This window comes from Pantoea sp. UBA7232 (genome assembly GCF_002473195.1).
Classification (GTDB): domain Bacteria; phylum Pseudomonadota; class Gammaproteobacteria; order Enterobacterales; family Enterobacteriaceae; genus Pantoea; species Pantoea eucrina.
This window is the reverse complement of the sequence record NZ_DKTK01000006.1, coordinates 364,007-384,141: the sequence shown is the minus strand read 5'-3', so window position 1 is coordinate 384,141 and position 20,135 is coordinate 364,007. Positions and strand designations below refer to the sequence as shown.

Genomic DNA, 20,135 nt, shown 5'->3' with positions numbered 1-20,135 from the left:
TCAGGAGAGCCACGTGATCGATTTGCGCAGTGATACCGTAACCCGCCCGAGTGCGGCGATGCTGGACGCCATGATGAACGCCGCCACCGGAGATGACGTCTATCGTGACGATCCCACGGTCAATGCACTGGAAGCCGAAGCGGCAGCGACAAGCGGCAAAGCGGCCGCGCTGTTCTTTCCTACCGGCACCCAGGCTAATCTGGTGGCGCTGCTGTGCCACTGCCAGCGCGGCGATGAATATATCGTTGGCCAGCAGGCGCACAACTACAAATATGAAGCGGGGGGCGCGGCGGTGCTGGGCAGTATTCAGCCTCAGCCAATCCTTGCCGCGGAGGATGGCACCCTGCCGCTGGCGGACGTGGCCGCTGCGATTAAGCCGGACGATATTCATTTTGCCCGCACCCGCCTGCTGAGTCTGGAAAATACCCATCACGGCAGAGTACTGCCGCTCAGCTATCTGGAGCAGGCGTGGCACTTTACCCGCGAACGCGGGCTGGCGCTGCATATTGATGGCGCACGTATCTTTAATGCCGTGGTGGCACAGCAGGTGACGCTGGCAGAAATTGCACGCTACTGTGATTCACTGACTATCTGCCTCTCAAAGGGGCTGGGCACGCCGGTAGGCTCACTGCTGTGCGGCGACAGCGCTTATATAGAGCAGGCGCGGCGCTGGCGTAAAATGACCGGTGGCGGTATGCGCCAGGCGGGCATTCTGGCGGCGGCCGGACGCTATGCGCTGCAGCACAACGTGACCCGGCTGCAGGAGGATCATGACAACGCCGCTTGGCTGGCAGAGCAGCTGCGCGCGCTGGGTGTGGAGGTGATAAGCCAGCAGACAAACATGCTGTTTGTGCAGGTTCCGTCCGGGCAGACAGAAGCGCTGCAGCGCTGGATGCACGCCGCCGATATTCTTATCAGCGTGGGCCCCCGGACGCGCATGGTGACCCATCTCGATGTGTCCCGCGCCGATCTGCAGCAGGTCGTCGCGCGCTGGCAGGCGTTTCTGCAGTCAGCGGGCTGACCGCTAGCGCGCTGCGCCATACTGTGCCAGCAGCGCCCGGGCTATCGCCAGCGTCTCTGCGTCAGCAACGCCCCGGTAGTCGCGCGGGCGGAAGTGCATCTGAAAGGCCGCAATCAGCCGGCGCTGCATCTCAGGCGTTGTCGCGCCCGCCACGTCATAGCCATACTGCTGCAGCGCTGCCAGCAGCGGCTGCGGATCTACAACGCTGCTGGCAGACTGCCCCGCCAGATAGCGTGCCACGACAGCCGGATCGGGCCAGGCACCGACCCCCTGCGCGGCCAGCTGCTGCCAGGGAAAGAGTGGACCCGGGTCCTGCTTGCGCTGCGGCGCGATATCGCTGTGGCCCACGATATTTTCGGGCGTAATACCGTAACGCTGCTGCAGATCGCGCAGCAGCGCCGCCAGTACGGTGATTTGATCGGCTGTATAAGGCTGCCACCTTAGCCCGGTTAGCGTACGCTGATAGCCTGCATTGACGATCTCAATCCCTACAGACGTGTCATTAATCCGGGTTGCACCGCGCCAGAAACTGGGTCCGGCATGCCAGGCAAGCTGCTGCTCCGGCACCAGCTGCCAGACCACTCCCCTGCCCGCTCTCTGCGGCGGCTGGCGCGGGATCAGATAGTGTGCGCTGACCTGCCGATCGGTCAGGGTTGCCAGCGAAGAGGAGAAATCGTCCGCAGTGTAGTGGATCACTACAACTTTAATGCGCGGTCGCGCCCCCTGCGCCGGATGAGTGGTATCGGCCCAGTAACCCTGACGCGCTTCCATTGAGGAGTGACAGGCGCTGAGCAGCAGCGCCATCGCTGTAACCAGCAGTAAACGCATTAGCGCACGATAACGGCGGTGCCGGAGACGCTGACCATCAGCATACTGCTGTCTTTACCCACGGTTTCGTAATCGATATCGATACCGACTACCGCGTTAGCGCCCAGCGCTTTCGCCTGATCGCCCAGCTCCTTAAACGCGATCTCCCGCGCCTTGCGCAGCTCTTTTTCATAGGCACCTGAGCGGCCCCCTACGATATCGCGGATACCGGCGAAGAAATCGCGAAAAATATTGGCGCCCAGAATCGCCTCGCCGGTTACAACGCCGCAGTATTCAGTAATGCTGTGGCCTTCCAGAGTTGGTGTCGTCGAAAATTTCATGGTTATCTCCTGAAGATGTCGATGGAACCCGCACGCATGGTGCTGAAAAAGCACGACTATACTCTATGCTAAAACCCATGCTTTGCCACAGAACAATAAGGAACCGGAGATGAGAATCAAAGCCCTTGCACTGCTGGCATCAGCAGCAACGCTGCTGAGCGCCTGTACCACCGTAGAGCCGGTTATCAGGGATAATGGCCCACGCAGTGCGTCCTGTATCGATGGCGGGCCGGATAGCGTGGCGCAACAGTTTTATGATTTACGCGTGAAGGCTCCTTCAGCAGGCCTGCCTGACCCTGCGCTGCTGGCCAGATATCGCCCTTATCTGAGCGATCATCTTTATCAGACGCTGCTGCAGGCGCGGGAAAAACGCAATCAGCCGGCAGAGTGGCGTCAGGGCGATCTCTTTTCCAGCCTGGCGCAGGGGCCGGATGCTGCTGAGGTTGACAGCGCCTCTTCGATCCCCAATCGCGATGCGCGAAATATCCCGCTACGCGTTACGCTGACGCGCGGTGATAAACAGTGGCGCGATGAGGTGCTGATGATCCGCGAAGGCGAGTGCTGGGTGGTGCAGGATGTGCGCTATATGGCAGCGTGGCCGCATGCCGGTGGCGGCTCACTCAGCCAGCTGCTGGAGCAGAAAAAATAGCGCATTTTTTTGTTATCCTGCTCACACATTAGGGTGCCACATCGGTAGAGAGCCCCTGACCGGTGTTAACGTCAGGCGTGAAAGTCGCGCAAACCACGCCTGACGCAGGCCGCACAATTTTCTGCTGCACCGGAGCGGGTAATGCGCTGTTTAATAAATTTTAAGTCACCCGATTTGCATAACTATGCCGGGAACGTTAAGATTTGCGGCACTATTTGCTCTCTATTTTTGCGCGCATGAGTATTCAATTAAACGCTATTAACTGCTTTTACGGTGCCCATCAGGCGCTGTCTGACATCAACCTGGAGTGTCCGCAGGGAGAGACGCTGGTGCTGCTTGGTCCCAGCGGTGCCGGGAAGAGCTCACTCCTGCGCGTACTCAATCTGCTGGAGCTGCCGCGTTCTGGTACGCTGCAGATCGCCGGCAACCAGTTTGACTTTACCAAAACGCCTGCTGACAGCGCGATTCGCGAGCTGCGCCAGAACGTCGGCATGGTATTCCAGCAATATAACCTCTGGCCCCACCTGACGGTTATGCAAAACCTCACTGAGGCTCCCTGCCGGGTGCTGGGCCTGACAAAAGAGGCGGCGCGCGCGCGTGCCGATAAGCTGCTGGAGCGCCTGCGCCTGACGCCTTATGCCGATCGTTTTCCGCTGCATCTCTCCGGTGGTCAGCAGCAGCGCGTGGCGATTGCCCGCGCGCTGATGATGGAGCCGCAGGTGCTGCTGTTCGATGAGCCCACCGCCGCGCTCGATCCGGAAATTACTGCGCAGATCGTGACGATTATTCGTGAACTGGCACAGACGCAGATCACGCAGGTTATTGTGACCCACGAGGTAGAAGTGGCGCGCAAAACCGCCAGCCGCGTGGTCTATATGGAGAATGGTCACATCATTGAACAGGGTGATGCCAGCCGCTTTACACAGCCGCAAACCGACGCGTTTGCACACTATCTTTCGCACTAAGTCAGGATGCTAATAATGAAAAAAGTTGTACTTGCTGCCCTGCTCACCACGCTGAGCCTGAGCGCTTCCGCTGCACAGACGCTGCGTTTCGCTACCGAAGCTTCTTATCCGCCGTTTGAATTTGTTGACGCTGAGAACAAAATCCAGGGATTTGATGTCGATCTCGCTAACGCCCTTTGCAAAGAGATGGATGCGACCTGCACCTTTACTAATCAGGCGTTCGACAGCCTGATCCCCAGCCTGAAATTCCGCCGTTTTGACGCGGTAATGGCCGGTATGGACATCACGCCGGAACGTGAAAAGCAGGTGCTGTTCAGCAAGCCTTACTACGATAACTCTGCCACCTTTATTGCACAGAAAGGCAAGCTGGCTGATGTTGCTGCCCTTAAAGGCAAGCGCGTCGGCGTACAAAACGGTACCACCCACCAGAAGTTCCTGACTGACAAGCATAGCGATATTACTATCGTGCCTTACGACAGCTATCAGAACACCGTACTGGATCTGAAAAATGGCCGCATCGATGCCGTCTTTGGTGATACCGCCGTGGTCAATGAGTGGCTGAAGCAGAACGCAACGCTGGCACCGCTGGGTGAAAAGGTCACGGATAAAGATTACTTTGGCACCGGCCTGGGCATCGCCGTGCGTCAGGGCAACGCTGAACTGCAGGGTAAGTTCAACGCGGCACTGGATAAGATCAAAGCTGACGGCACCTACAAGACTATCTACAGCAAATGGTTCCAGCAGTAATCTCTGATGAATGAAATGATCTCACTTGCAAGTGCCGCCGGGATAACCGTCGGCCTTGCTGTTTGTGCATTGATCGCCGGCCTTGTGCTGGCGATGCTGTTTGCTGGCTGGGAGTCGCTGCGCATAAAACCGCTGGCGTGGGTCGGCACCGTGCTGGTCACGCTGATCCGCGGTCTGCCGGAAATCCTGGTCGTCCTTTTTATCTATTTTGGTGCCTCACAGCTGCTGCTGACGCTCTCTGACGGTTTCAGTCTTAATCTGGGCCTGGTGACTATTCCGGTGCAGCTGCAGATTGAGAACTTTGATGTCAGCCCGTTTCTCTGCGGGGTGATTGCGCTGGCTATGCTCTATTCCGCCTATGCATCACAGACGCTGCGCGGTGCGCTGAAAGCAGTACCGGCAGGCCAGTGGGAATCTGGTCAGGCGCTGGGGATGAAAAAGTCTGCCATCTTTTTCCGGCTGATTATGCCGCAAATGTGGCGACATGCGCTGCCGGGCCTCGGCAACCAGTGGCTGGTGCTGCTGAAAGATACGGCGCTGGTGTCGCTGATTAGCGTTAACGACCTGATGCTGCAGACGAAAAGTATCGCTACGCGTACGCAGGAACCTTTTACCTGGTATCTGGTGGCGGCCGCTATCTATCTGGTGATTACGCTGTTTAGTCAGGCGATTTTACGCCGCATTGAATTACGCACCACGCGTTTTGAGCGGGGAGCCTGACGCATGCTCGACTATTTACCCGAACTGTTAAAAGGTCTGCATACCAGCTTAACGCTGACGCTGGCCTCACTGGCGGCCGCGCTGCTGCTGTCGCTGCTCTGTACTGTCGTGCTGGCGCTGAAAGTCCCGGTCGCCAGCCTGCTGGTAAGAGGCTATATCACGCTGTTTACCGGTACTCCCCTGCTGGTGCAGATTTTCCTGATCTACTACGGGCCGGGCCAGTTTCCCGCTATTCAGAGCGTACCCTGGCTCTGGCATCTGCTGTCGCAGCCCTGGCTGTGCGCGATGCTGGCGCTGTCGCTCAACAGCGCCGCCTACACCACCCAGCTATTTTATGGTGCGGTACGCGCTATTCCTGCGGGTCAGTGGCAGTCATGCGCCGCGCTCGGCATGAACCGCAAAGATACGCTGCGTATTTTGCTGCCCTATGCGTTTAAGCGCGCCCTCTCCTCCTATTCCAACGAGGTGGTGCTGGTGTTTAAAAGCACCTCACTGGCCTACACCATCACGCTGATGGAAGTGATGGGCCACGGTCAGATGCTCTACGGACGCACCTATGACGTTACGGTGTATGCGGCGGCGGGCCTGATCTATCTGGTGGTTAACGGTGCGCTGACGCTGCTGATGCGGCTGATTGAAAAACGCGCACTGGTATTTGAGCAGCGCAGCTGATCGCCACCGGAGCGGTTGCTTTTGCGCCATGCCGGCGTCAGAGCAGCCGCCCATAACAAACTCTTACTTATCCAAAATAATTGCATAAAAATTCATTCAATGGCATTGTGTCACGCATTCCGCTTCTGGCTTGCTTATGAGAATGACATGATGAAAAAATGGATTATCGCCGCAGCGCTCGCTGCGGTTACTGTGAATGCTTATGCAGCTGAAAAAATACGTTTCGCCGTTTCCGCTACCTATCCGCCGTTTGAATCACTGGATCACGACAATCAGATTGTGGGCTTTGATATCGATCTGGCGAAAGCGCTCTGTGCGAAAATCAAAGCGGAGTGCACGTTCACAAATAATGCGTTTGACAGCCTGATCCCGTCGCTGAAATTCCGCCGTTATGATGCGGTGATTTCCGGTATGGATATTACCGCCGAGCGCAGTAAGCAGGTCGATTTCAGCCAGCCTTACTATGCCAACTCCGCTATCGTCATTGCCCGTAAAGGAGAGTTCAGCGATTTCAGCCAGCTGAAAGGCAAGCGTATCGGCGTAGAGAACGGCACCACTCACCAGAAATATCTGACTGAAAAGCATCCGGACGTGGTAGCGGTCGCGTATGACAGCTATCAGAATGCGATTCTCGACCTGAAAAACGGCCGCCTCAATGGCGTATTTGGCGACAGCGCCGTGGTCAGTCAGTGGCTGAAAGCCAATGAGGATCTCACTACCGTGGGCGAGCATGTGACCGATGCCGGATACTTTGGCAACGGGCTGGGTATTGCCGTGCGTAAGGGTAACAGTGACCTGCTGAATGAGTTCAATACCGCGCTGGCGGCTCTGAAAGCTGACGGCAGCTGGCAGCAGATCAACCAGAAGTGGTTCCCGGAGTAATTTCTCTTCTCAGCGCGTGCTGCGTTATGCAGCACGCGCCCGATCGTTACGTGTCAGCAGACATAACACTTCAAAATGAGCAGTGTGCGGGAACATATCAAACAGCTGCACTTTTTGTATGTTGTAATCACTAAGCCGGGCAATATCCTGCGCCAGGGTGGCAGGATTGCAGCTGGAGTAAAGAATAAAAGCCGGAGCCATGTCGCTTAAATAGTCGCACAGCTCGCTGCCAATGCCGCGGCGCGGCGGATTAACCAGCACCAGCTGCGGGACATCTTCCCGTGAGGTAGCGAAACGGGTGGAATCCAGAGCGGCAAAGTGCACCTTCTCCAGCCCCAGCTGCTGCGCCGATTGCTGCGCACAGGCTATCGCTTCAGCGCTGATCTCAATGCCCGTCAGCGTCATCTCCGGGGTGGCGCAGTGCAGGCCAAATCCGCCCACGCCGCAAAAAAGATCCCACATGCTGGTCACGTTCAGCTCCGCTACCCAGTCGCGCGCGGTGGCGTAAAGCGCGGCCGCCACCTGCGGGTTAGTCTGGAAAAAGCTTTGCGGACGGATATAAAGCGGCACCTGATTAAAGCATTCCGGCAGCGCCTGCTGCGCGGTCAGCGCAATCTCTTCCTCTCCTTCCAGAATCGCCATATGTACCGGCTGAATATTGGCAGAGATCACCTTCAGCTGCGGCAGCTGCTGCTGCAGCCACGGCAGTGCCGCCTGCAGCTGCGGCACCTTACTGGCTGAACGCAGCACAAAACGCAGCATCATGCCGCCCTCGCTGCTTTCTGTCAGCAGCAGAAACTTCAGCTCGCCGCGCCTGCGCGTCACGCTGTAAGGCGTAAGACCGGCACGGGCGATAAAGGGTTTGAGCAGCGCAAACACCGGCGCAAAGCTGGCGGGATAGAGCGGACAGGCGCAGAGATCGACCGGGTCGCCGTCAGGCGCCACCAGACCAAAAACCGGGCGCTCCACGCTGCCGCTGACGACCATTTTGGCCTTATTGCGAAACCCCTGCTCCGCCGACGTCACCGGACGCCGCCAGTCGCTGACCGGCATCGCTGCAAGCAGCTGAGCAAGCCGCGCCTGCTTATCGCTGACCTGCTGCGGATAGGGTTTCTCCAGCCACTGACATGAACGGCAGCGGCCAGCGTCATAAAGCGCGCAATGCATGGAACAACCTGTACTCGGAGAAAAAATGGGGGGCGATTGTATCACCGGATGCGGAAAAATGCGCGACTGCTGGCCGGCACAAACAGCAGCAGCACAATCAGCACGTCCGGCAATTTCTGCTGCAGCGTGTGGTGAATAATCTGCAGATTGTTTTCACCCGAAATACTGAATATCTCCGGATAGATCCAGCCCACCGACGCCATCAGCATATACAACACTACCACAACCTGGCTGAGCGTATAGCCCCAGCGGCCTCGATTGCTGCCGCGCATCAGGGTAAAAGCACAGCGCAGTTCAAACAGAAAAATCAGCTGGCTGGCGATAAATATCAGGGTAGAGTCCCAGGCCTGTGCGCTGCGGTGCACAAAGTTGGCCATCTCCTCATAGCCCAGCTCGCCAGCCATCATTATCACGCTGAGGCAGCGGGTAATAATAATCGCAATACCGGCAATCGTTACCGGTACTGGCGTTGAGCTCAACACAGCGTTTTTCAGCGTTTCCGACATCACCCAGGCTCCATAAGAAAAGGCTGGCAACGCCAGCCTTGCTTATAGTGGCAAACTCACGGGATTTCAGCCACGTTTTGCTTTCTGAATATCACGCAAACGCTGTTTTTCTTCATGCGCCATAAAGCGCCAGGCGATGAAACCGACCAGCCCGACCACAAACAGAATAATCGACGCCAGCGCGTTGATCTCCGGATTCACCCCGCGTCGTACCGTGGCAAAGATCGCCATCGGCAGCGTGGTCGCTCCCGGACCGGTAACAAAACTGGCGATCACGAGGTCATCAAGCGACAGCGTAAAGGCCAGCAGCCAGCCGGTTACAATGGCGGGAGCAATCATCGGCACGGTGATCACAAAGAACACCTTCAGCGGCGTGGCGCCCAGATCCATCGCGGCCTCTTCAATAGAGCGATCCAGTTCGCGCAGGCGGGCGTTGATCACTACCGCAACATAAGCGGTACAGAATGTGACGTGCGCCAGCCAGATAGTCAGCATGCCGCGGTCGCCCGGCCAGCCCAGCGTGTTCGCCATCGCCACAAACAGCAGCAGCAGCGACAGACCGGTAATCACGTCAGGCATAACCAGCGGTGCGGTCAGCATAAAGGCGAAACCGCTGTGACCGCGAAAGCGGCCAAAGCGCACAATGATCACCGCCGCCAGTGTACCCAGTATCACGGCCATGGTGGCTGAAAGCCCGGCAATGGTCAGGCTCAGCCCGACGGCATCGAGCATCGCCTCATCCTGAAACAGCACGCGATACCAGTGAAAAGAGAAGCTCTCCCACACCGTGACCAGCTGCGAGCTGTTAAAGGAGTAGACCACCAGCAGCAGCATGGGCGCATAGAGAAACAGAAAGCAGAGCACCAGAATAGCGGTACGCCACGGCGAGCGAATAACCGGTAGCTGATTCATGCTTTCTCTCCCGCAGCGCGATTTTGATGCTTGTGGAACCAGATAATCGGCAGGATCAGGATCAGCAGAATGGTTACCGCCAGCGCGGAGGCCACCGGCCAGTCGCGGTTATTAAAAAACTCCTGCCAGAGAATGCGGCCGATCATAATACTGTCCGGGCCGCCCAGCAGTTCCGGGATCACATACTCCCCTACCGCCGGTATGAACACCAGCATCGACCCGGCGATAATGCCGCCTTTGGTCAGCGGCACAATCACGCTGAAAAAGGTTTTCAGCGGACGCGCGCCCAAGTCCAGCGACGCTTCCACCAGCGAATAGTCGATACGCGTCAGCGCGGTATAGATCGGCAGCACCATAAAGGGCAGATAGCAGTAAACAATACCGATATAGACCGCCGTATTGGTGTAGAGGATCACCAGCGGATGATCGATAACGCCAAGCCACAGCAAAAAGCGATTCAGAATGCCGTTATTGTTCAGTAACCCCATCCAGGCGTAAACGCGCACCAGGAATGATGTCCAGGAGGGCAGGATCACCAGCAGCAGCAGTATGGTGCGCATCGACGGCTTGCTGTGCGCAACCGCCCAGGCGAGCGGATAGGCGATAAGCAGGCAAATTACCGTGGAGATCGCCGCCACTTTAAGCGAGGTCAGGTAGGCTTCAGCGTAAAGCGGATCGTCCGTCAGCGTAAAATAGTTGCCGAGGTTCAGCACGACATTCAGCTGGTCATCCGCCCAGGTCACCAGGTCAGTGTAAGGCGGGATGGCGCGGGCGATATCGGCAAAGCTGATTTTAAGCACAATCAGAAACGGCAGCAGGAACAGCAAAATCAGCCACAGGTAAGGCAGCGCAATCACCAGTTTGCGTCCGTGCTGCATCTTCATGCGGGTTGCCCAGCGCTGCAGTGGCGTGCCCGCCAGTACCGGCTGAGGTCGTGGAGAAATCTGACTCATAACCGCCCCCTAGACCGTCAGAACCACACAGCTGTCCGCATCCCAGCAGAGACGCACCTCATCTCCCCAGACGGGCGCACCTTTGCGAAAACGATGCGCGTTCTGCAGCTGCGCGCTGATCATCTGACCACTGTGCAGGCGCACGTGGTAAATCGACAGATCGCCCAGATAGGCGATATGCGCCACCTCGCCCACGGCAAAGTTGCAGCCGTCAGCCGGTACCGTATCGCACAGCATCACCTTTTCCGGGCGCAGCGCAATGTGGACCGGGACATTGTCGACAATGGAGACATCCGTCTGTACCTTCAGCGGATGCATCAGGCCGGGGCTATCAATCACCACGCCCTCGTCACGCCGCTCGCGCAGCAGCCCCTCAAACACGTTAACCGAGCCGATAAACTCTGCGCTATAGCGGCTGGTAGGATGCTCATAAATCTCTTCCGGCTCACCAATCTGCACAAACTTACCGCGATTCATGATGGCAATGCGTCCGGCCATGGTCATCGCCTCTTCCTGATCGTGCGTGACCATAACGCAGGTGGCGCCCACGCGCTCCAGGATATCCACCACCTCATGCTGCATGCGATCGCGCAGTTTTTTATCCAGTGCACCCATCGGCTCATCCAGCAGCAGCAGTTTAGGCCGTTTTGCCAGGCTGCGGGCCAGCGCCACGCGCTGACGCTGCCCGCCTGAGAGCTGATGCGGTTTACGGCTGGCGTACTCCTGCATATGCACCAGCGCCAGCATCTCCGCCACGCGGCTGGCGATTTCTGCTTTGGATAATTTATCCTGCTTCAGGCCAAAGGCGATGTTTTGCTCCACTGTCATATGCGGAAACAGCGCGTAGGACTGAAACATCATATTAATAGGGCGCTGATAGGGCGGCACGTGAGAGAGATCCTGACCATCCAGCACGATCTGGCCGCTGCTGGGGATCTCAAATCCTGCCAGCATGCGCAGCAGCGTCGATTTGCCGCAGCCAGATGCACCCAGCAGGGCAAAGATTTCACCTTTGTAGATAGTCAGGCTGACATCATCTACGGCGTGCTGACCCTCAAACGATTTGGTCAGGTTACGGATCTCCAGCAGCGGCGTTAATGCCTTTGCTGATTTACTCTGGGGACGGGAAATCGCGTCGTTCACTAACATTTCTCCGGCGCTAAGCGGGGTAGCGCGGCACAGCCAGCCGCTGGAATGGCACAGCAGAGGCCCGTACTGCGCCTCTGCTGTGGTTACCGGTCAGGGATATCGTTCAGAACGAATCACTTACCACTTTTTACTTTAGTCCATGCGCGGGTGCGTGCGCGATCCAGTTTCGGATCCTGGACCTTGAGCACAAACAGCTTCGCCATCGCGTCCGGCGTCGGGAAGATGCCCGGATTGTTGCGGACGTCGGCGTTAATCAGCGGCAGCGACGCTTTATTGCCGTTGGCATAATTGATTTTGTTGGATACCTCAGCGATCACTTTCGGCTCCATGATGTAGTTCAGCCACTGATAGGCAGCATCCATATTTTTCGCATCTTTCGGGATCGCCATCATGTCAAAAAACGCCAGTGCGCCCTCTTTCGGCACGCTATAGCCCAGGTGAACGCCGTTATTTGCTTTTTCAGCGCGATCTTTCGCCTGCAGAATATCGCCAGACCAGCCTATCGCCACGCAGGTGTTACCATTCGCCAGGTCGTTGATATATTGCGACGAGTGGAAATAGCGAATATTTGGCCGCAGTTTCATCAGCAGATCGGTCGCCGCTCCGGTGTAATCTTTGGCGTCAGCGCTGTTGGGATCTTTGCCAAGATAGTTCAGCACCGTGGCGAAGATCTCTTCCGGCGCGTCCAGGAAAGAGACACCGCAGCTTTTCAGTTTTTCGAGGTTTTCCGGTTTCAGCACCAGATCCCAGCTGTTAACCGGCGCGTCCGCACCGAGCGCGGCTTTGACTTTCTCAACGTTATAACCGATGCCGGTGGTGCCCCACAGATAAGGAATCGCGTATTTATTGCCAGGATCGTGCTGTGCCACTTTGGCCATCAGGTCCGGATCGAGGTTTTTGTAGTTCGGCAGTTTACTTTTGTCGAGTTCCTGAAACACGCCCGACTGCAGCTGGCGCGCCAGAAAACTGGATGAGGGCACCACAACATCATAGCCGGTGCTGCCCGCCATCAGTTTGCCTTCCAGCACTTCATTGGAGTCAAAGACGTCATACACAACTTTGATGCCGGTCTGCTTTTCAAAGTTGGGCACCGTATCGGCCGCAATATAATCGGACCAGTTATAGACGTGCAGCGTTTTATCTTCTGCCTGAGCAGCAACAGCTGATGCCATTACCACACCAGCCACTGCGGCTGGCAACCATTTTTTTGTCTGGTTGTTCATCTGTTATTTTCTCCTGAACGGGTCAATAAACGCTGCATACAGCCGATCCGATAATTTCCTGTCTGAAAATAGCCAGACATACAATGAATCACTCTTCAGCGGACGTTAAATAGTAAATACCTATAGCCAGTCTCGGGAGAGTGAGCCAGCAACCTGCAAATGGGTAGCTATGCAGATGCGTAACGGCGGGCCTTTCCTGAAATCAGTATAGCGCTGCTGAGCGGTAGCCTGTCCGGCACAGCTTCGCAAGAATAGCCCCCCTGATCTCTGCGCACCAGACCCCAGCGTAAAAAACGCCTTTTTACGATATTTTATGCACTTTTGTGCTATGTGGTCTGGCAGTTACGGCATAAAGCATGACTAAAATCTGGCGGGAGCGGGCAAATAACAGAATAAAAAATGGCAGGAGAAAATCAGAAAGAAAACTGCCGCAGTCTGCGGCAGTGAATATAAAGCGGAATTAGTGTAAAACCCCTGAACTGCTGACCCCGGAAGGACGCTCCTCCTCCTCACCCATCATCAGCAGGTGATTCGCAAAGGCTTCCATAATCACCATAGAAACCCCCTCTTCACTCTGCTTCATAAAGTGCGTGAACTGACTGAAGGTGATGCCGGCGGTAACACTCAGGGACTGACAGACAATCAGCTTGGGCAGATTATCGTCCTGAATATCGATAAAAGCTTTGATGGTCAGCGAGCTGGCATTAATTTGCGACAGATCGCCGACCAGCGGAATAAGCGCTGTGGGTTTAACTTCAGCCAGCGCAGAAAACAGAATAACGTTATCCACCAGGTCAATTTTTGCGTCAAACACCCCGTCAAAATTCTGCATGTGCGGCAGATGTAATGCCTGGCAGGCATCACATTCGAACCAGGTGATATTTTGTTGATCCAGCCAGCGACGCAGCATGTCGATGTCAGGAACGACCAGTGAATCCATCGCTATTTCCTGTGGGGTGAATAAATAAGCGCCTTAGCTTACGGAAAAATGGGGTCAGATGCCACGAAAACCACCGGAAAACGCTATCTAGCCACCGGTTTTAGGACGATAGCCGGGGCAGGCGTGCTGCTCAATCCAGTCGATCATCATAGTGGCAATATCCAGGCCCGTGCAGCCCTCAATACCTTCCAGACCGGGTGAGGCGTTGACCTCCATGACCAGCGGACCGCGGCTGGCACGCAGAATATCGACGCCCGCCACGGCCAGCCCCAGCGTTGCCGCGGCTTTAATGGCGATGTCACGCTCCCGGTCGCTGATAGTAACAGGGTGCGCGGTGCCGCCACGATGCAGATTTGAGCGGAATTCCCCCTCTTTTGCCTCACGCCCGATGGCAGCCACCACGCGATCGCCAATAACCAGACAGCGAATATCGCGGCCCCGCGCTTCTTTAATAAACTCCTGCACCAGAATATGCGCATTGAGACCGCGAAACGCATCAATCACGCTTTCGGCGGCCTGACGCGTCTCTGCCAGCACGACGCCAATTCCCTGGGTGCCTTCCACCAGCTTAACCACCAGCGGCGCCCCGCCCACCATGCGGATCAGATCGCCGGTATCATCCGGCGAGGAGGCGATACCGGTCACCGGCATATCAATGCCCTCGCGCGCCAGCAGCTGCAGCGAGCGCAGCTTGTCGCGGGCGCGGGTGATCGCCACCGATTCATTGAGCGGGTAGCTGCCAAGCAGCTCAAACTGGCGCAGCACCGCGGTGCCATAAAAAGTTGTGGCCGTGCCGATACGCGGGATCACCGCATCAAAATGACCGAGTATCTCACCCTGATAATGCACGGCTGGCAGCGCTGCGTTGATATTCATATAGCAGGAGAGCGGATCGATCATCGCAATCTGATGCCCGCGTGCCTCAGCGGCTGCGCGCAGCCGCTGACTGGAGTAAAGCGTGCTGTCGCGGGTAAGAAGCGCCATTTTCATGCGGCAGTCCTCCTGTCTTAACGCGTCGCCCAGCCCTGACTGTGCAGATAATCGAGCATAAACGGACGCGTCTCTTTAACGATCAGGCGCTGGATGAGATCGCTCCAGGTTTCGGAACGCTGGTTGCTGTCGCGCTGCTGATAGTACTCCGTGATTTGCTGGTCATACTCTGCCAGCACTGTTTTATCTACCTGATGATAGCTGTTTTCATGGACCAGCATCGCCTGCGGCATACGGGGTTTCACATCCGGAGAGGCTGACGGATAGCCGATACAGAAGCCAAACAGCGGCAGCACAAATTTTGGCAGCTCCAGCAGCGCGGTCACGTCCGCAATGTTATTGCGGATCCCGCCGATAAAAACGCCACCCAGCCCAAGCGACTCGGCGGCCACCATCGCATTTTGCGCCATTAGCGCGGTATCCACACAGCCCAGCAGCAGCTGTTCAGCCCGTCCCAGCTGAGCATCCGGGCAGATTTGCAGATGGCGGTTAAAATCGGCGCAGAAGACCCAAAACTCCGGTGCATCCGTTACCCAGGACTGGCCGCCCGCCAGCTCCGCCAGCGCGCGGCGCTTTTCGCGATCGGTGATACGTACGATGGATGAGCACTGCAGAAAACTGGAGGTAGAAGCCGCCTGCGCTGCAGCAATAATCGCGCGGCGCTGAGCGTCATCAATACCCTGCTCAGTAAAAGCACGAATGGAACGGTGGCTGCATAGCAGATCGATTGTCGGCGTCATTATGTTCTCCGGTTATTTCCTGGTGTGAGTATGATCAAAAAGGTGCGGGGCCATGACTTTGGCGGTACGCCACATAATCAGCCATGCCGCAGGCAGCATCAGCGCAATGCCCAGCAAAAAAAGTAGCGTAGCCAGCGGCTTTTGCCCAATCGCGGCAGGCGCTGGCAGCCAGTTATTCATCAGCAAAAGCGCGCCGGCTACTGCGCAGGCGCCCAGCGCCTCAAGCAGCAACACGGGTTTTGGCAATCTTGCAAAGTTACGCATCGTGATACCTCTGCTGTTTGCGGGTCTGGTTCGGCGTATCGCTGCTGCCAGCATAGCCGTCAGGGATAGCGTACATCCATCAGAGTAACAGGTATTTTCTGCTTCTCTTAAGCAGCATGAGCGGGCATGATGTGAACCATTATTCACGCTGTGCTGTGACTTTGCTCACAAAACAGCAGCGGAAGGAGAGAAGCAATGATTGCAGTGATTTTTGGCCGTTCAGGATGCCCTTATTGCGTACGCGCTAAAGAGTTAGCCGCTAAGCTGACCAGCGACCAGGATAGCTTCAACTACCAGTATGTTGATATTCAGGCAACCGGCATCACTAAAGCCGATCTGGAAGCGCGCGCCGGTAAACCGGTGACCACGGTGCCGCAGATTTTTATCGACGATCGACACATCGGTGGTTACACCGAATTTGCTGCCTGGACCAAAGAGAATCTTGGCATAGAGGCATAAAAAAACGGGCCATAAGGCCCGTTTTTTTTAATCGATGCGCATAGCCAGCATAATGCGCAGCAGACGAACCAGTAGCGCCCCACATCCTGCCCAGAACAACGCACTCAGACTCCAGGCCAGCCCCATCAGCGGCGTATGACTGACCTGCTCAGTCAGCATGACCCAGCTCATCCCCAGCAGCGTTCCCGCTATCGCTGACCACAGCGTTGACACCATCGGGCTGGCGGGCTGCAGCAGCGCAATCGCTACCCCAGGCAACAGAAACAGCAGGAGTTCTGGCTGACCATGCCGCATATGGAGCGGCACGCTCCAGAAGTGGTGGGCAAAAATAAACACCAGCGTATAAAGCGTCGCGCCTGACGCGAATGCGGACCAGCGATGGCTGCGCTGCAACATAACAATCCTCAACGTTAACGTTAAAACAGAACTTTTAATGCCTGGCGCACATGCGTGGAAATAAATAGAAACAGCTACAAACAGAAAGAGTGAGCAATGCGGATAGCTGAAGCAAATAATAATGTTTAGAATAATGTCGCTTCAGAATCGGGCGGGACAGGAAGGCCAGCCCCGGCGTTTACCGCTCTGATTAAGATAGCTAAAAATCCTCCTCCTATCAACCTGTTACAAGTGAATAAGAAGTTAAAACTGTGAACATTAACGTCGCAGAATTGTTAAGCAAAAATGACGTTCTGTTATTATTTGTCGTATTAGCGCTCGGCCTCTGTCTGGGAAAACTGCGTCTTGGTTCCGTCCAGCTGGGTAATTCAATTGGCGTACTGGTTGTCTCTCTGATTTTAGGCCAGCAGCATTTTGCGATTAATACCGACGCTCTGAGCCTGGGTTTTATGCTGTTTATTTTTTGTGTCGGCGTGGAGGCGGGACCCAACTTCTTTTCTATCTTTTTCCGCGACGGCAAAAACTATTTTTTCTTAGCCATTGTGATGGTGGTCAGCGCGCTGCTGGTCGCGCTGATTCTTGGCAATCTGTTTGGCTGGGATATCGGCCTTACGGCGGGCATGCTGGCAGGGTCAATGACCTCAACGCCGGTGCTGGTCGGTGCCGGCGATACGCTGCGGCAGAGCATCAGCGATCCGCGTCAGTTAAGTATGATGCAGGATAATCTGAGCCTCGGCTACGCCCTGACCTATCTGGTGGGGCTGGTCAGCCTGATTTTCGGCGCCCGCTATCTGCCCCGGTTGCAGCATCAGGATCTGCCCACCTGCGCCCAGCAAATCGCCCGCGAACGCGGTCTGGATGCTGACAGCCAGCGTAAGGTTTTTTTACCGGTGATCCGCGCCTATCGCGTCGGACCGGAGCTGGTCGCCTGGAGCGGCGGCAAAAACCTGCGCGAGCTGGGTATCCATCGTCAGACCGGCTGCTATATAGAACGTCTGCGGCGTAACGGCATTCTCGCCAGCCCGGACGGAGATGCCATGCTGCAGCTGGGCGATGAGATCTCACTGGTAGGTTATCCTGACGCCCACGCCCGGCTCGATGCCAGCTTCCGCAATGGTAAAGAGGTGTTCGACCGCGATCTGCTCGATATGCGCATCGTCACCGAGGAGATTGTGGTCAAGAACCACAATGCGGTAAATAAGCGGCTCAGCCATCTTAAACTCACCGATCACGGCTGCTTTCTGAATCGGGTGATCCGCAGCCAGATTGAGATGCCGATCGATGACAGCATCATGCTCAATAAAGGCGATGTGCTGCAGGTCAGCGGTGAAGCGCGCCGTGTTAAAAGCCTGGCCGATCGCATCGGCTTTATTGCCATTCACAGTCAGATGACTGACCTGCTCGCTTTCTGCGCCTTTTTTATCATCGGCCTGATGATAGGGATGATCACGTTTCAGTTCAGCAATTTCAGCTTTGGTATTGGTAACGCTGCCGGCCTGCTGTTTGCCGGCATCATGCTGGGCTTCCTGCGCGCCAACCACCCTACCTTTGGCTATATTCCGCAGGGTGCCCTGACCATGCTGAAAGAGTTCGGACTGATGGTCTTTATGGCAGGCGTCGGGCTCAGCGCCGGCAGTGGACTGCAGCACGGGCTCGGCAGCGCCGGTGCCCTGATGCTGCTGAGCGGGCTGCTGGTCAGCCTGGTGCCGGTGGTTATCTGCTATCTGTTTGGCGCTTACGTGCTGCGCATGAACCGCGCGCTGCTGTTTGGTGCCATCATGGGCGCACGCACCTGTGCGCCAGCCATGGAGATTATCAGCGATACCGCACGCAGTAATATTCCGGCGCTGGGCTATGCCGGCACCTATGCGATTGCCAATGTGCTACTGACGCTGGCCGGCACGCTGATTGTGATTATCTGGCCGGTGCTGGCGGGATAAATTATTTTTGTCTGTCGGGAACCTTTACCGGCCGCCAGCGTCTGAATAAGTGCCACTGCTTTTCTTTGAAATCCCCGGATTGAGGAGCCCGCCAGTCTTATTGACTGACGGGTTTTTTTATATCTGACGCGGGTGCCTTAAGGTTGCGCTAAGCGAATCGCGCCATGCTGTGATCCTGACTTTTTTAACGATCACTCTTCATGCAACTGTCATCAAAGTTAAACACTTCCACAACCTGCTACCGGAATCGGAGCGGGACTATTTATTCTTTATCACTCCGCTTTTACGCTATCAACTTCATTTTACTGGCAATTCTGGCAGCCCTGTTTATTTACTTATCACGTAATGAGCAGCCTGACATCGCTATCAGCCAGTACTGGTTTGATCCGCTTACGCAGCGCTTTCCCTGGCAGCACAACCGCTGGCTGGATCTCATTAATCATCGCATCGCTAAGGATGTGATTATTGCCGGGGCCGTGCTGCTGCTGTTTCAGGGTATACGCACCCGCAATGCGCGGCAGATGCTGGTTGCGCTGCTGTTTGGTCCTGGCCCGCTGGTGGTGGGGATCATCAAAGCACACAGCGCGCACTCCTGCCCCTGGGATCTGGCGATGTTTGGCGGTAAGGCGCTCTCTTTTCCGTTGCTGGGCAGCGTACCTGCCGGCAGCGGACCCGGCGGCTGCTTTCCGGGCGGACATGCATCGAGTGGCTTTGCGGTGATGGCGCTGTTTTTTCTCTGGTGGCCGGAGCATCCACGCCGCGCCCTGCTGGCGCTGCTGGCAGGTGTCGCACTGGGTTTACTGATGGGTTTTGGTCAGGTAATGCGCGGTGCGCACTTTTTTTCGCACAATTTATGGGCCGGCTGGTGGGTCTGGCTGGCACAGCTGCTGACAGTGGCCGGTATATCTTTTTGGGTTAACAAAACGAGGATAGCTAAACGGGATGGAAGCAATTAACCACACCCTTTTTTTATGGATCAATGCCACGCCAGCGTCACCGGCCTGGCTGCTGAATCTGGCAACGTTTGTCGCCAAAGATCTGATTGCGATTGTGCCGCTGCTGATTGTGGCTCTCTGGCTGTGGGGACCGCGTGAACAGGTGCAGTCTCAGCGCGCGCTGGTACTGAAAACCGGTATAGCGCTTATCTATGCACTGCTGATCTCCTGGTGTACCGGCCAGCTGCTGCCCCATCCGCGCCCCTTTGCTATCGGCTTTGGACACCAGTTTCTGATGCACGCCGCAGATGACTCCTACCCGAGCGATCACGGCACAACTATTTTTACCTTTGCCCTCGCCTTTATTTTCTGGCACCGGCTCTGGTCCGGCATCCTGCTGCTGGCTATCGGCAGCGCTATCGCCTGGTCGCGCGTCTATCTGGGCGTTCACTGGCCGCTGGATATGATCGGCGGGTTCCTGGTCGGTATGCTGGGCTGCCTGGCCTCGCAGATGGCATGGCAGCTTTATGGCGATCGCCTGCTGGCACTGACGCATCAGGTTTATCGCGTGCTGTTTGCAATGCCGATTCGTAAGGGCTGGATCAGGGATTAGGAGCACTGAGCAGCGTGGGGCTGGGCGCTGAGCAGCGCGCGGCACTTAGAGATTAGCGCTGAGCAGCGCGCGGCAACAGAGGGGGTTCCGCCCGCCAGGCTTCTGGCAGTTTCAGCGGCATTACCGCACGCGGACGGGCTAAGG

The 20,135-nt window shown here is 56.4% G+C and carries 24 protein-coding genes; 11 read left to right on the top strand and 13 right to left on the bottom strand.

Translation table 11 applies throughout. The annotated features are described in order from the left end of the window. Positions 1-13: 13 nt before the first annotated feature. A complete protein-coding gene (gene ltaE, locus B4056_RS05180; RefSeq protein ID WP_094111969.1) occupies positions 14-1,021 on the top strand; it encodes a low-specificity L-threonine aldolase in 1,008 nt (335 codons plus the stop codon). A gap of 3 nt (positions 1,022-1,024) precedes the next feature. Here ltaE and B4056_RS05175 read toward each other — a convergent pair whose 3' ends face one another. After that, on the bottom strand, positions 1,025-1,849 hold the full coding sequence (locus B4056_RS05175) for an N-acetylmuramoyl-L-alanine amidase (protein WP_094111970.1): 825 nt from the start codon (positions 1,847-1,849) through the stop codon (positions 1,025-1,027). After that, entirely contained in the window at positions 1,849-2,169 is a 321-nt protein-coding gene (locus B4056_RS05170) for a heavy metal-binding domain-containing protein (RefSeq protein ID WP_039383506.1), read from the bottom strand. Before B4056_RS05170 ends, B4056_RS05175 begins: the two co-directional genes overlap by 1 nt. A 109-nt stretch (positions 2,170-2,278) precedes the next feature. Here B4056_RS05170 and B4056_RS05165 point away from each other — a divergent pair, with 109 nt between their 5' ends. The 6 genes from B4056_RS05165 to artJ (B4056_RS05140) all read left to right on the top strand — a co-directional run bounded on the left by B4056_RS05165 (position 2,279) and on the right by artJ (B4056_RS05140) (position 6,804). Beyond that, on the top strand, positions 2,279-2,818 hold the full coding sequence (locus B4056_RS05165; protein WP_094111971.1) for a lipoprotein: 540 nt from the start codon (positions 2,279-2,281) through the stop codon (positions 2,816-2,818). 236 nt (positions 2,819-3,054) lie between these two features. After that, positions 3,055-3,783 carry an arginine ABC transporter ATP-binding protein ArtP gene (artP, locus tag B4056_RS05160; RefSeq protein ID WP_039383501.1) on the top strand — a complete coding sequence of 243 codons (729 nt, stop codon included), beginning with the start codon at positions 3,055-3,057 and terminating at the stop codon, positions 3,781-3,783. A 15-nt stretch (positions 3,784-3,798) separates the two neighbouring features. After that, positions 3,799-4,530 carry an arginine ABC transporter substrate-binding protein gene (artJ, locus tag B4056_RS05155; protein WP_288654021.1) on the top strand — a complete coding sequence of 244 codons (732 nt, stop codon included), beginning with the start codon at positions 3,799-3,801 and terminating at the stop codon, positions 4,528-4,530. 6 nt (positions 4,531-4,536) lie between these two features. Then, entirely contained in the window at positions 4,537-5,250 is a 714-nt protein-coding gene (gene artQ, locus B4056_RS05150) for an arginine ABC transporter permease ArtQ (protein WP_113655680.1), read from the top strand. A 3-nt stretch (positions 5,251-5,253) separates the two neighbouring features. Continuing rightward, on the top strand, positions 5,254-5,922 hold the full coding sequence (gene artM, locus B4056_RS05145; RefSeq protein WP_094111973.1) for an arginine ABC transporter permease ArtM: 669 nt from the start codon (positions 5,254-5,256) through the stop codon (positions 5,920-5,922). A gap of 150 nt (positions 5,923-6,072) precedes the next feature. After that, complete coding sequence (gene artJ, locus B4056_RS05140) at positions 6,073-6,804, top strand: arginine ABC transporter substrate-binding protein (protein ID WP_039383495.1); 732 nt, start codon at positions 6,073-6,075, stop codon at positions 6,802-6,804. Positions 6,805-6,828: 24 nt separating this feature from the next. Here the strand turns inward: artJ (B4056_RS05140) and rlmC are convergent, their stop codons facing one another. The 10 genes from rlmC to B4056_RS05090 form a co-directional block, all read right to left on the bottom strand. Further along, positions 6,829-7,971, bottom strand: coding sequence for a 23S rRNA (uracil(747)-C(5))-methyltransferase RlmC (gene rlmC / locus B4056_RS05135; RefSeq protein WP_094111974.1), 1,143 nt, complete (start codon positions 7,969-7,971; stop codon positions 6,829-6,831). A 41-nt stretch (positions 7,972-8,012) separates the two neighbouring features. Beyond that, positions 8,013-8,477, bottom strand: a complete 465-nt coding sequence (locus tag B4056_RS05130) for a YbjO family protein (RefSeq protein WP_094111975.1) — start codon at positions 8,475-8,477, stop codon at positions 8,013-8,015. 66 nt (positions 8,478-8,543) lie between these two features. Further along, positions 8,544-9,389 carry a putrescine ABC transporter permease PotI gene (gene potI, locus B4056_RS05125; protein ID WP_071668666.1) on the bottom strand — a complete coding sequence of 282 codons (846 nt, stop codon included), beginning with the start codon at positions 9,387-9,389 and terminating at the stop codon, positions 8,544-8,546. Further along, complete coding sequence (gene potH / locus B4056_RS05120; protein WP_071668665.1) at positions 9,386-10,342, bottom strand: putrescine ABC transporter permease PotH; 957 nt, start codon at positions 10,340-10,342, stop codon at positions 9,386-9,388. The genes potI and potH overlap by 4 nt, the downstream gene beginning before the upstream one ends. A gap of 9 nt (positions 10,343-10,351) precedes the next feature. Further along, on the bottom strand, positions 10,352-11,485 hold the full coding sequence (gene potG, locus B4056_RS05115; protein WP_148310066.1) for a putrescine ABC transporter ATP-binding subunit PotG: 1,134 nt from the start codon (positions 11,483-11,485) through the stop codon (positions 10,352-10,354). A gap of 119 nt (positions 11,486-11,604) precedes the next feature. Beyond that, a complete protein-coding gene (potF, locus tag B4056_RS05110) occupies positions 11,605-12,714 on the bottom strand; it encodes a spermidine/putrescine ABC transporter substrate-binding protein PotF (protein ID WP_071668664.1) in 1,110 nt (369 codons plus the stop codon). 460 nt (positions 12,715-13,174) lie between these two features. After that, positions 13,175-13,654 (bottom strand): YbjN domain-containing protein, encoded by a 480-nt coding sequence (locus B4056_RS05105; protein ID WP_039383479.1) that lies wholly within the window; start codon positions 13,652-13,654, stop codon positions 13,175-13,177. Between the two features lie 87 nt (positions 13,655-13,741). Beyond that, positions 13,742-14,644: a 30S ribosomal protein S6--L-glutamate ligase gene (rimK, locus tag B4056_RS05100; protein WP_071668663.1), complete on the bottom strand. Its 903-nt coding sequence runs from the start codon at positions 14,642-14,644 to the stop codon at positions 13,742-13,744. A gap of 17 nt (positions 14,645-14,661) precedes the next feature. Beyond that, positions 14,662-15,384 carry an oxygen-insensitive NADPH nitroreductase gene (gene nfsA / locus B4056_RS05095; RefSeq protein WP_039383474.1) on the bottom strand — a complete coding sequence of 241 codons (723 nt, stop codon included), beginning with the start codon at positions 15,382-15,384 and terminating at the stop codon, positions 14,662-14,664. A gap of 12 nt (positions 15,385-15,396) precedes the next feature. Then, positions 15,397-15,648 (bottom strand): DUF1418 family protein, encoded by a 252-nt coding sequence (locus B4056_RS05090; RefSeq protein WP_039383472.1) that lies wholly within the window; start codon positions 15,646-15,648, stop codon positions 15,397-15,399. Positions 15,649-15,843: 195 nt separating this feature from the next. Between B4056_RS05090 and B4056_RS05085 the strand changes: the two genes are divergently transcribed. Then, positions 15,844-16,107, top strand: a complete 264-nt coding sequence (locus tag B4056_RS05085) for a GrxA family glutaredoxin (protein ID WP_039383469.1) — start codon at positions 15,844-15,846, stop codon at positions 16,105-16,107. Between the two features lie 27 nt (positions 16,108-16,134). On the opposite strand, the gene ybjM is transcribed toward B4056_RS05085, so the two are convergent. Continuing rightward, positions 16,135-16,503 carry an inner membrane protein YbjM gene (gene ybjM, locus B4056_RS05080; RefSeq protein ID WP_039383466.1) on the bottom strand — a complete coding sequence of 123 codons (369 nt, stop codon included), beginning with the start codon at positions 16,501-16,503 and terminating at the stop codon, positions 16,135-16,137. 251 nt (positions 16,504-16,754) lie between these two features. Here ybjM and B4056_RS05075 point away from each other — a divergent pair, with 251 nt between their 5' ends. The 3 genes from B4056_RS05075 to ybjG all read left to right on the top strand — a co-directional run bounded on the left by B4056_RS05075 (position 16,755) and on the right by ybjG (position 19,991). Further along, positions 16,755-18,443: an aspartate:alanine antiporter gene (locus B4056_RS05075; protein WP_039383465.1), complete on the top strand. Its 1,689-nt coding sequence runs from the start codon at positions 16,755-16,757 to the stop codon at positions 18,441-18,443. Positions 18,444-18,643: 200 nt separating this feature from the next. Beyond that, positions 18,644-19,399 carry a phosphatase PAP2 family protein gene (locus B4056_RS05070; protein WP_113655683.1) on the top strand — a complete coding sequence of 252 codons (756 nt, stop codon included), beginning with the start codon at positions 18,644-18,646 and terminating at the stop codon, positions 19,397-19,399. Beyond that, the gene (ybjG, locus tag B4056_RS05065) at positions 19,386-19,991 is read left to right on the top strand and encodes an undecaprenyl-diphosphate phosphatase (protein ID WP_071668662.1); all 606 of its coding nucleotides are present in this window, start codon (positions 19,386-19,388) and stop codon (positions 19,989-19,991) included. Before B4056_RS05070 ends, ybjG begins: the two co-directional genes overlap by 14 nt. The last annotated feature ends 144 nt before the right edge of the window (positions 19,992-20,135 follow it).

Bases quoted from the DNA above. Each gene is read 5' to 3' on its own strand.
- ybjG (WP_071668662.1), top strand. From the start codon at position 19,386: ATGGAAGCAATTAACCACACCCTTTTTTTATGGATCAATGCCACGCCA.
- B4056_RS05175 (WP_094111970.1), bottom strand. From the start codon at position 1,849: ATGCGTTTACTGCTGGTTACAGCGATGGCGCTGCTGCTCAGCGCCTGT.
- artQ (WP_113655680.1), top strand. From the start codon at position 4,537: ATGAATGAAATGATCTCACTTGCAAGTGCCGCCGGGATAACCGTCGGC.
- artP (WP_039383501.1), top strand. From the start codon at position 3,055: ATGAGTATTCAATTAAACGCTATTAACTGCTTTTACGGTGCCCATCAG.
- rlmC (WP_094111974.1), bottom strand. From the start codon at position 7,971: ATGCATTGCGCGCTTTATGACGCTGGCCGCTGCCGTTCATGTCAGTGG.
- artJ (WP_288654021.1), top strand. From the start codon at position 3,799: ATGAAAAAAGTTGTACTTGCTGCCCTGCTCACCACGCTGAGCCTGAGC.
- potF (WP_071668664.1), bottom strand. From the start codon at position 12,714: ATGAACAACCAGACAAAAAAATGGTTGCCAGCCGCAGTGGCTGGTGTG.
- potH (WP_071668665.1), bottom strand. From the start codon at position 10,342: ATGAGTCAGATTTCTCCACGACCTCAGCCGGTACTGGCGGGCACGCCA.
- B4056_RS05070 (WP_113655683.1), top strand. From the start codon at position 18,644: ATGCAACTGTCATCAAAGTTAAACACTTCCACAACCTGCTACCGGAAT.
- B4056_RS05165 (WP_094111971.1), top strand. From the start codon at position 2,279: ATGAGAATCAAAGCCCTTGCACTGCTGGCATCAGCAGCAACGCTGCTG.
- artM (WP_094111973.1), top strand. From the start codon at position 5,254: ATGCTCGACTATTTACCCGAACTGTTAAAAGGTCTGCATACCAGCTTA.
- ybjM (WP_039383466.1), bottom strand. From the start codon at position 16,503: ATGTTGCAGCGCAGCCATCGCTGGTCCGCATTCGCGTCAGGCGCGACG.
- B4056_RS05085 (WP_039383469.1), top strand. From the start codon at position 15,844: ATGATTGCAGTGATTTTTGGCCGTTCAGGATGCCCTTATTGCGTACGC.
- potI (WP_071668666.1), bottom strand. From the start codon at position 9,389: ATGAATCAGCTACCGGTTATTCGCTCGCCGTGGCGTACCGCTATTCTG.
- B4056_RS05130 (WP_094111975.1), bottom strand. From the start codon at position 8,477: ATGTCGGAAACGCTGAAAAACGCTGTGTTGAGCTCAACGCCAGTACCG.
- rimK (WP_071668663.1), bottom strand. From the start codon at position 14,644: ATGAAAATGGCGCTTCTTACCCGCGACAGCACGCTTTACTCCAGTCAG.
- nfsA (WP_039383474.1), bottom strand. From the start codon at position 15,384: ATGACGCCGACAATCGATCTGCTATGCAGCCACCGTTCCATTCGTGCT.
- artJ (WP_039383495.1), top strand. From the start codon at position 6,073: ATGAAAAAATGGATTATCGCCGCAGCGCTCGCTGCGGTTACTGTGAAT.
- B4056_RS05090 (WP_039383472.1), bottom strand. From the start codon at position 15,648: ATGCGTAACTTTGCAAGATTGCCAAAACCCGTGTTGCTGCTTGAGGCG.
- B4056_RS05170 (WP_039383506.1), bottom strand. From the start codon at position 2,169: ATGAAATTTTCGACGACACCAACTCTGGAAGGCCACAGCATTACTGAA.
- B4056_RS05105 (WP_039383479.1), bottom strand. From the start codon at position 13,654: ATGGATTCACTGGTCGTTCCTGACATCGACATGCTGCGTCGCTGGCTG.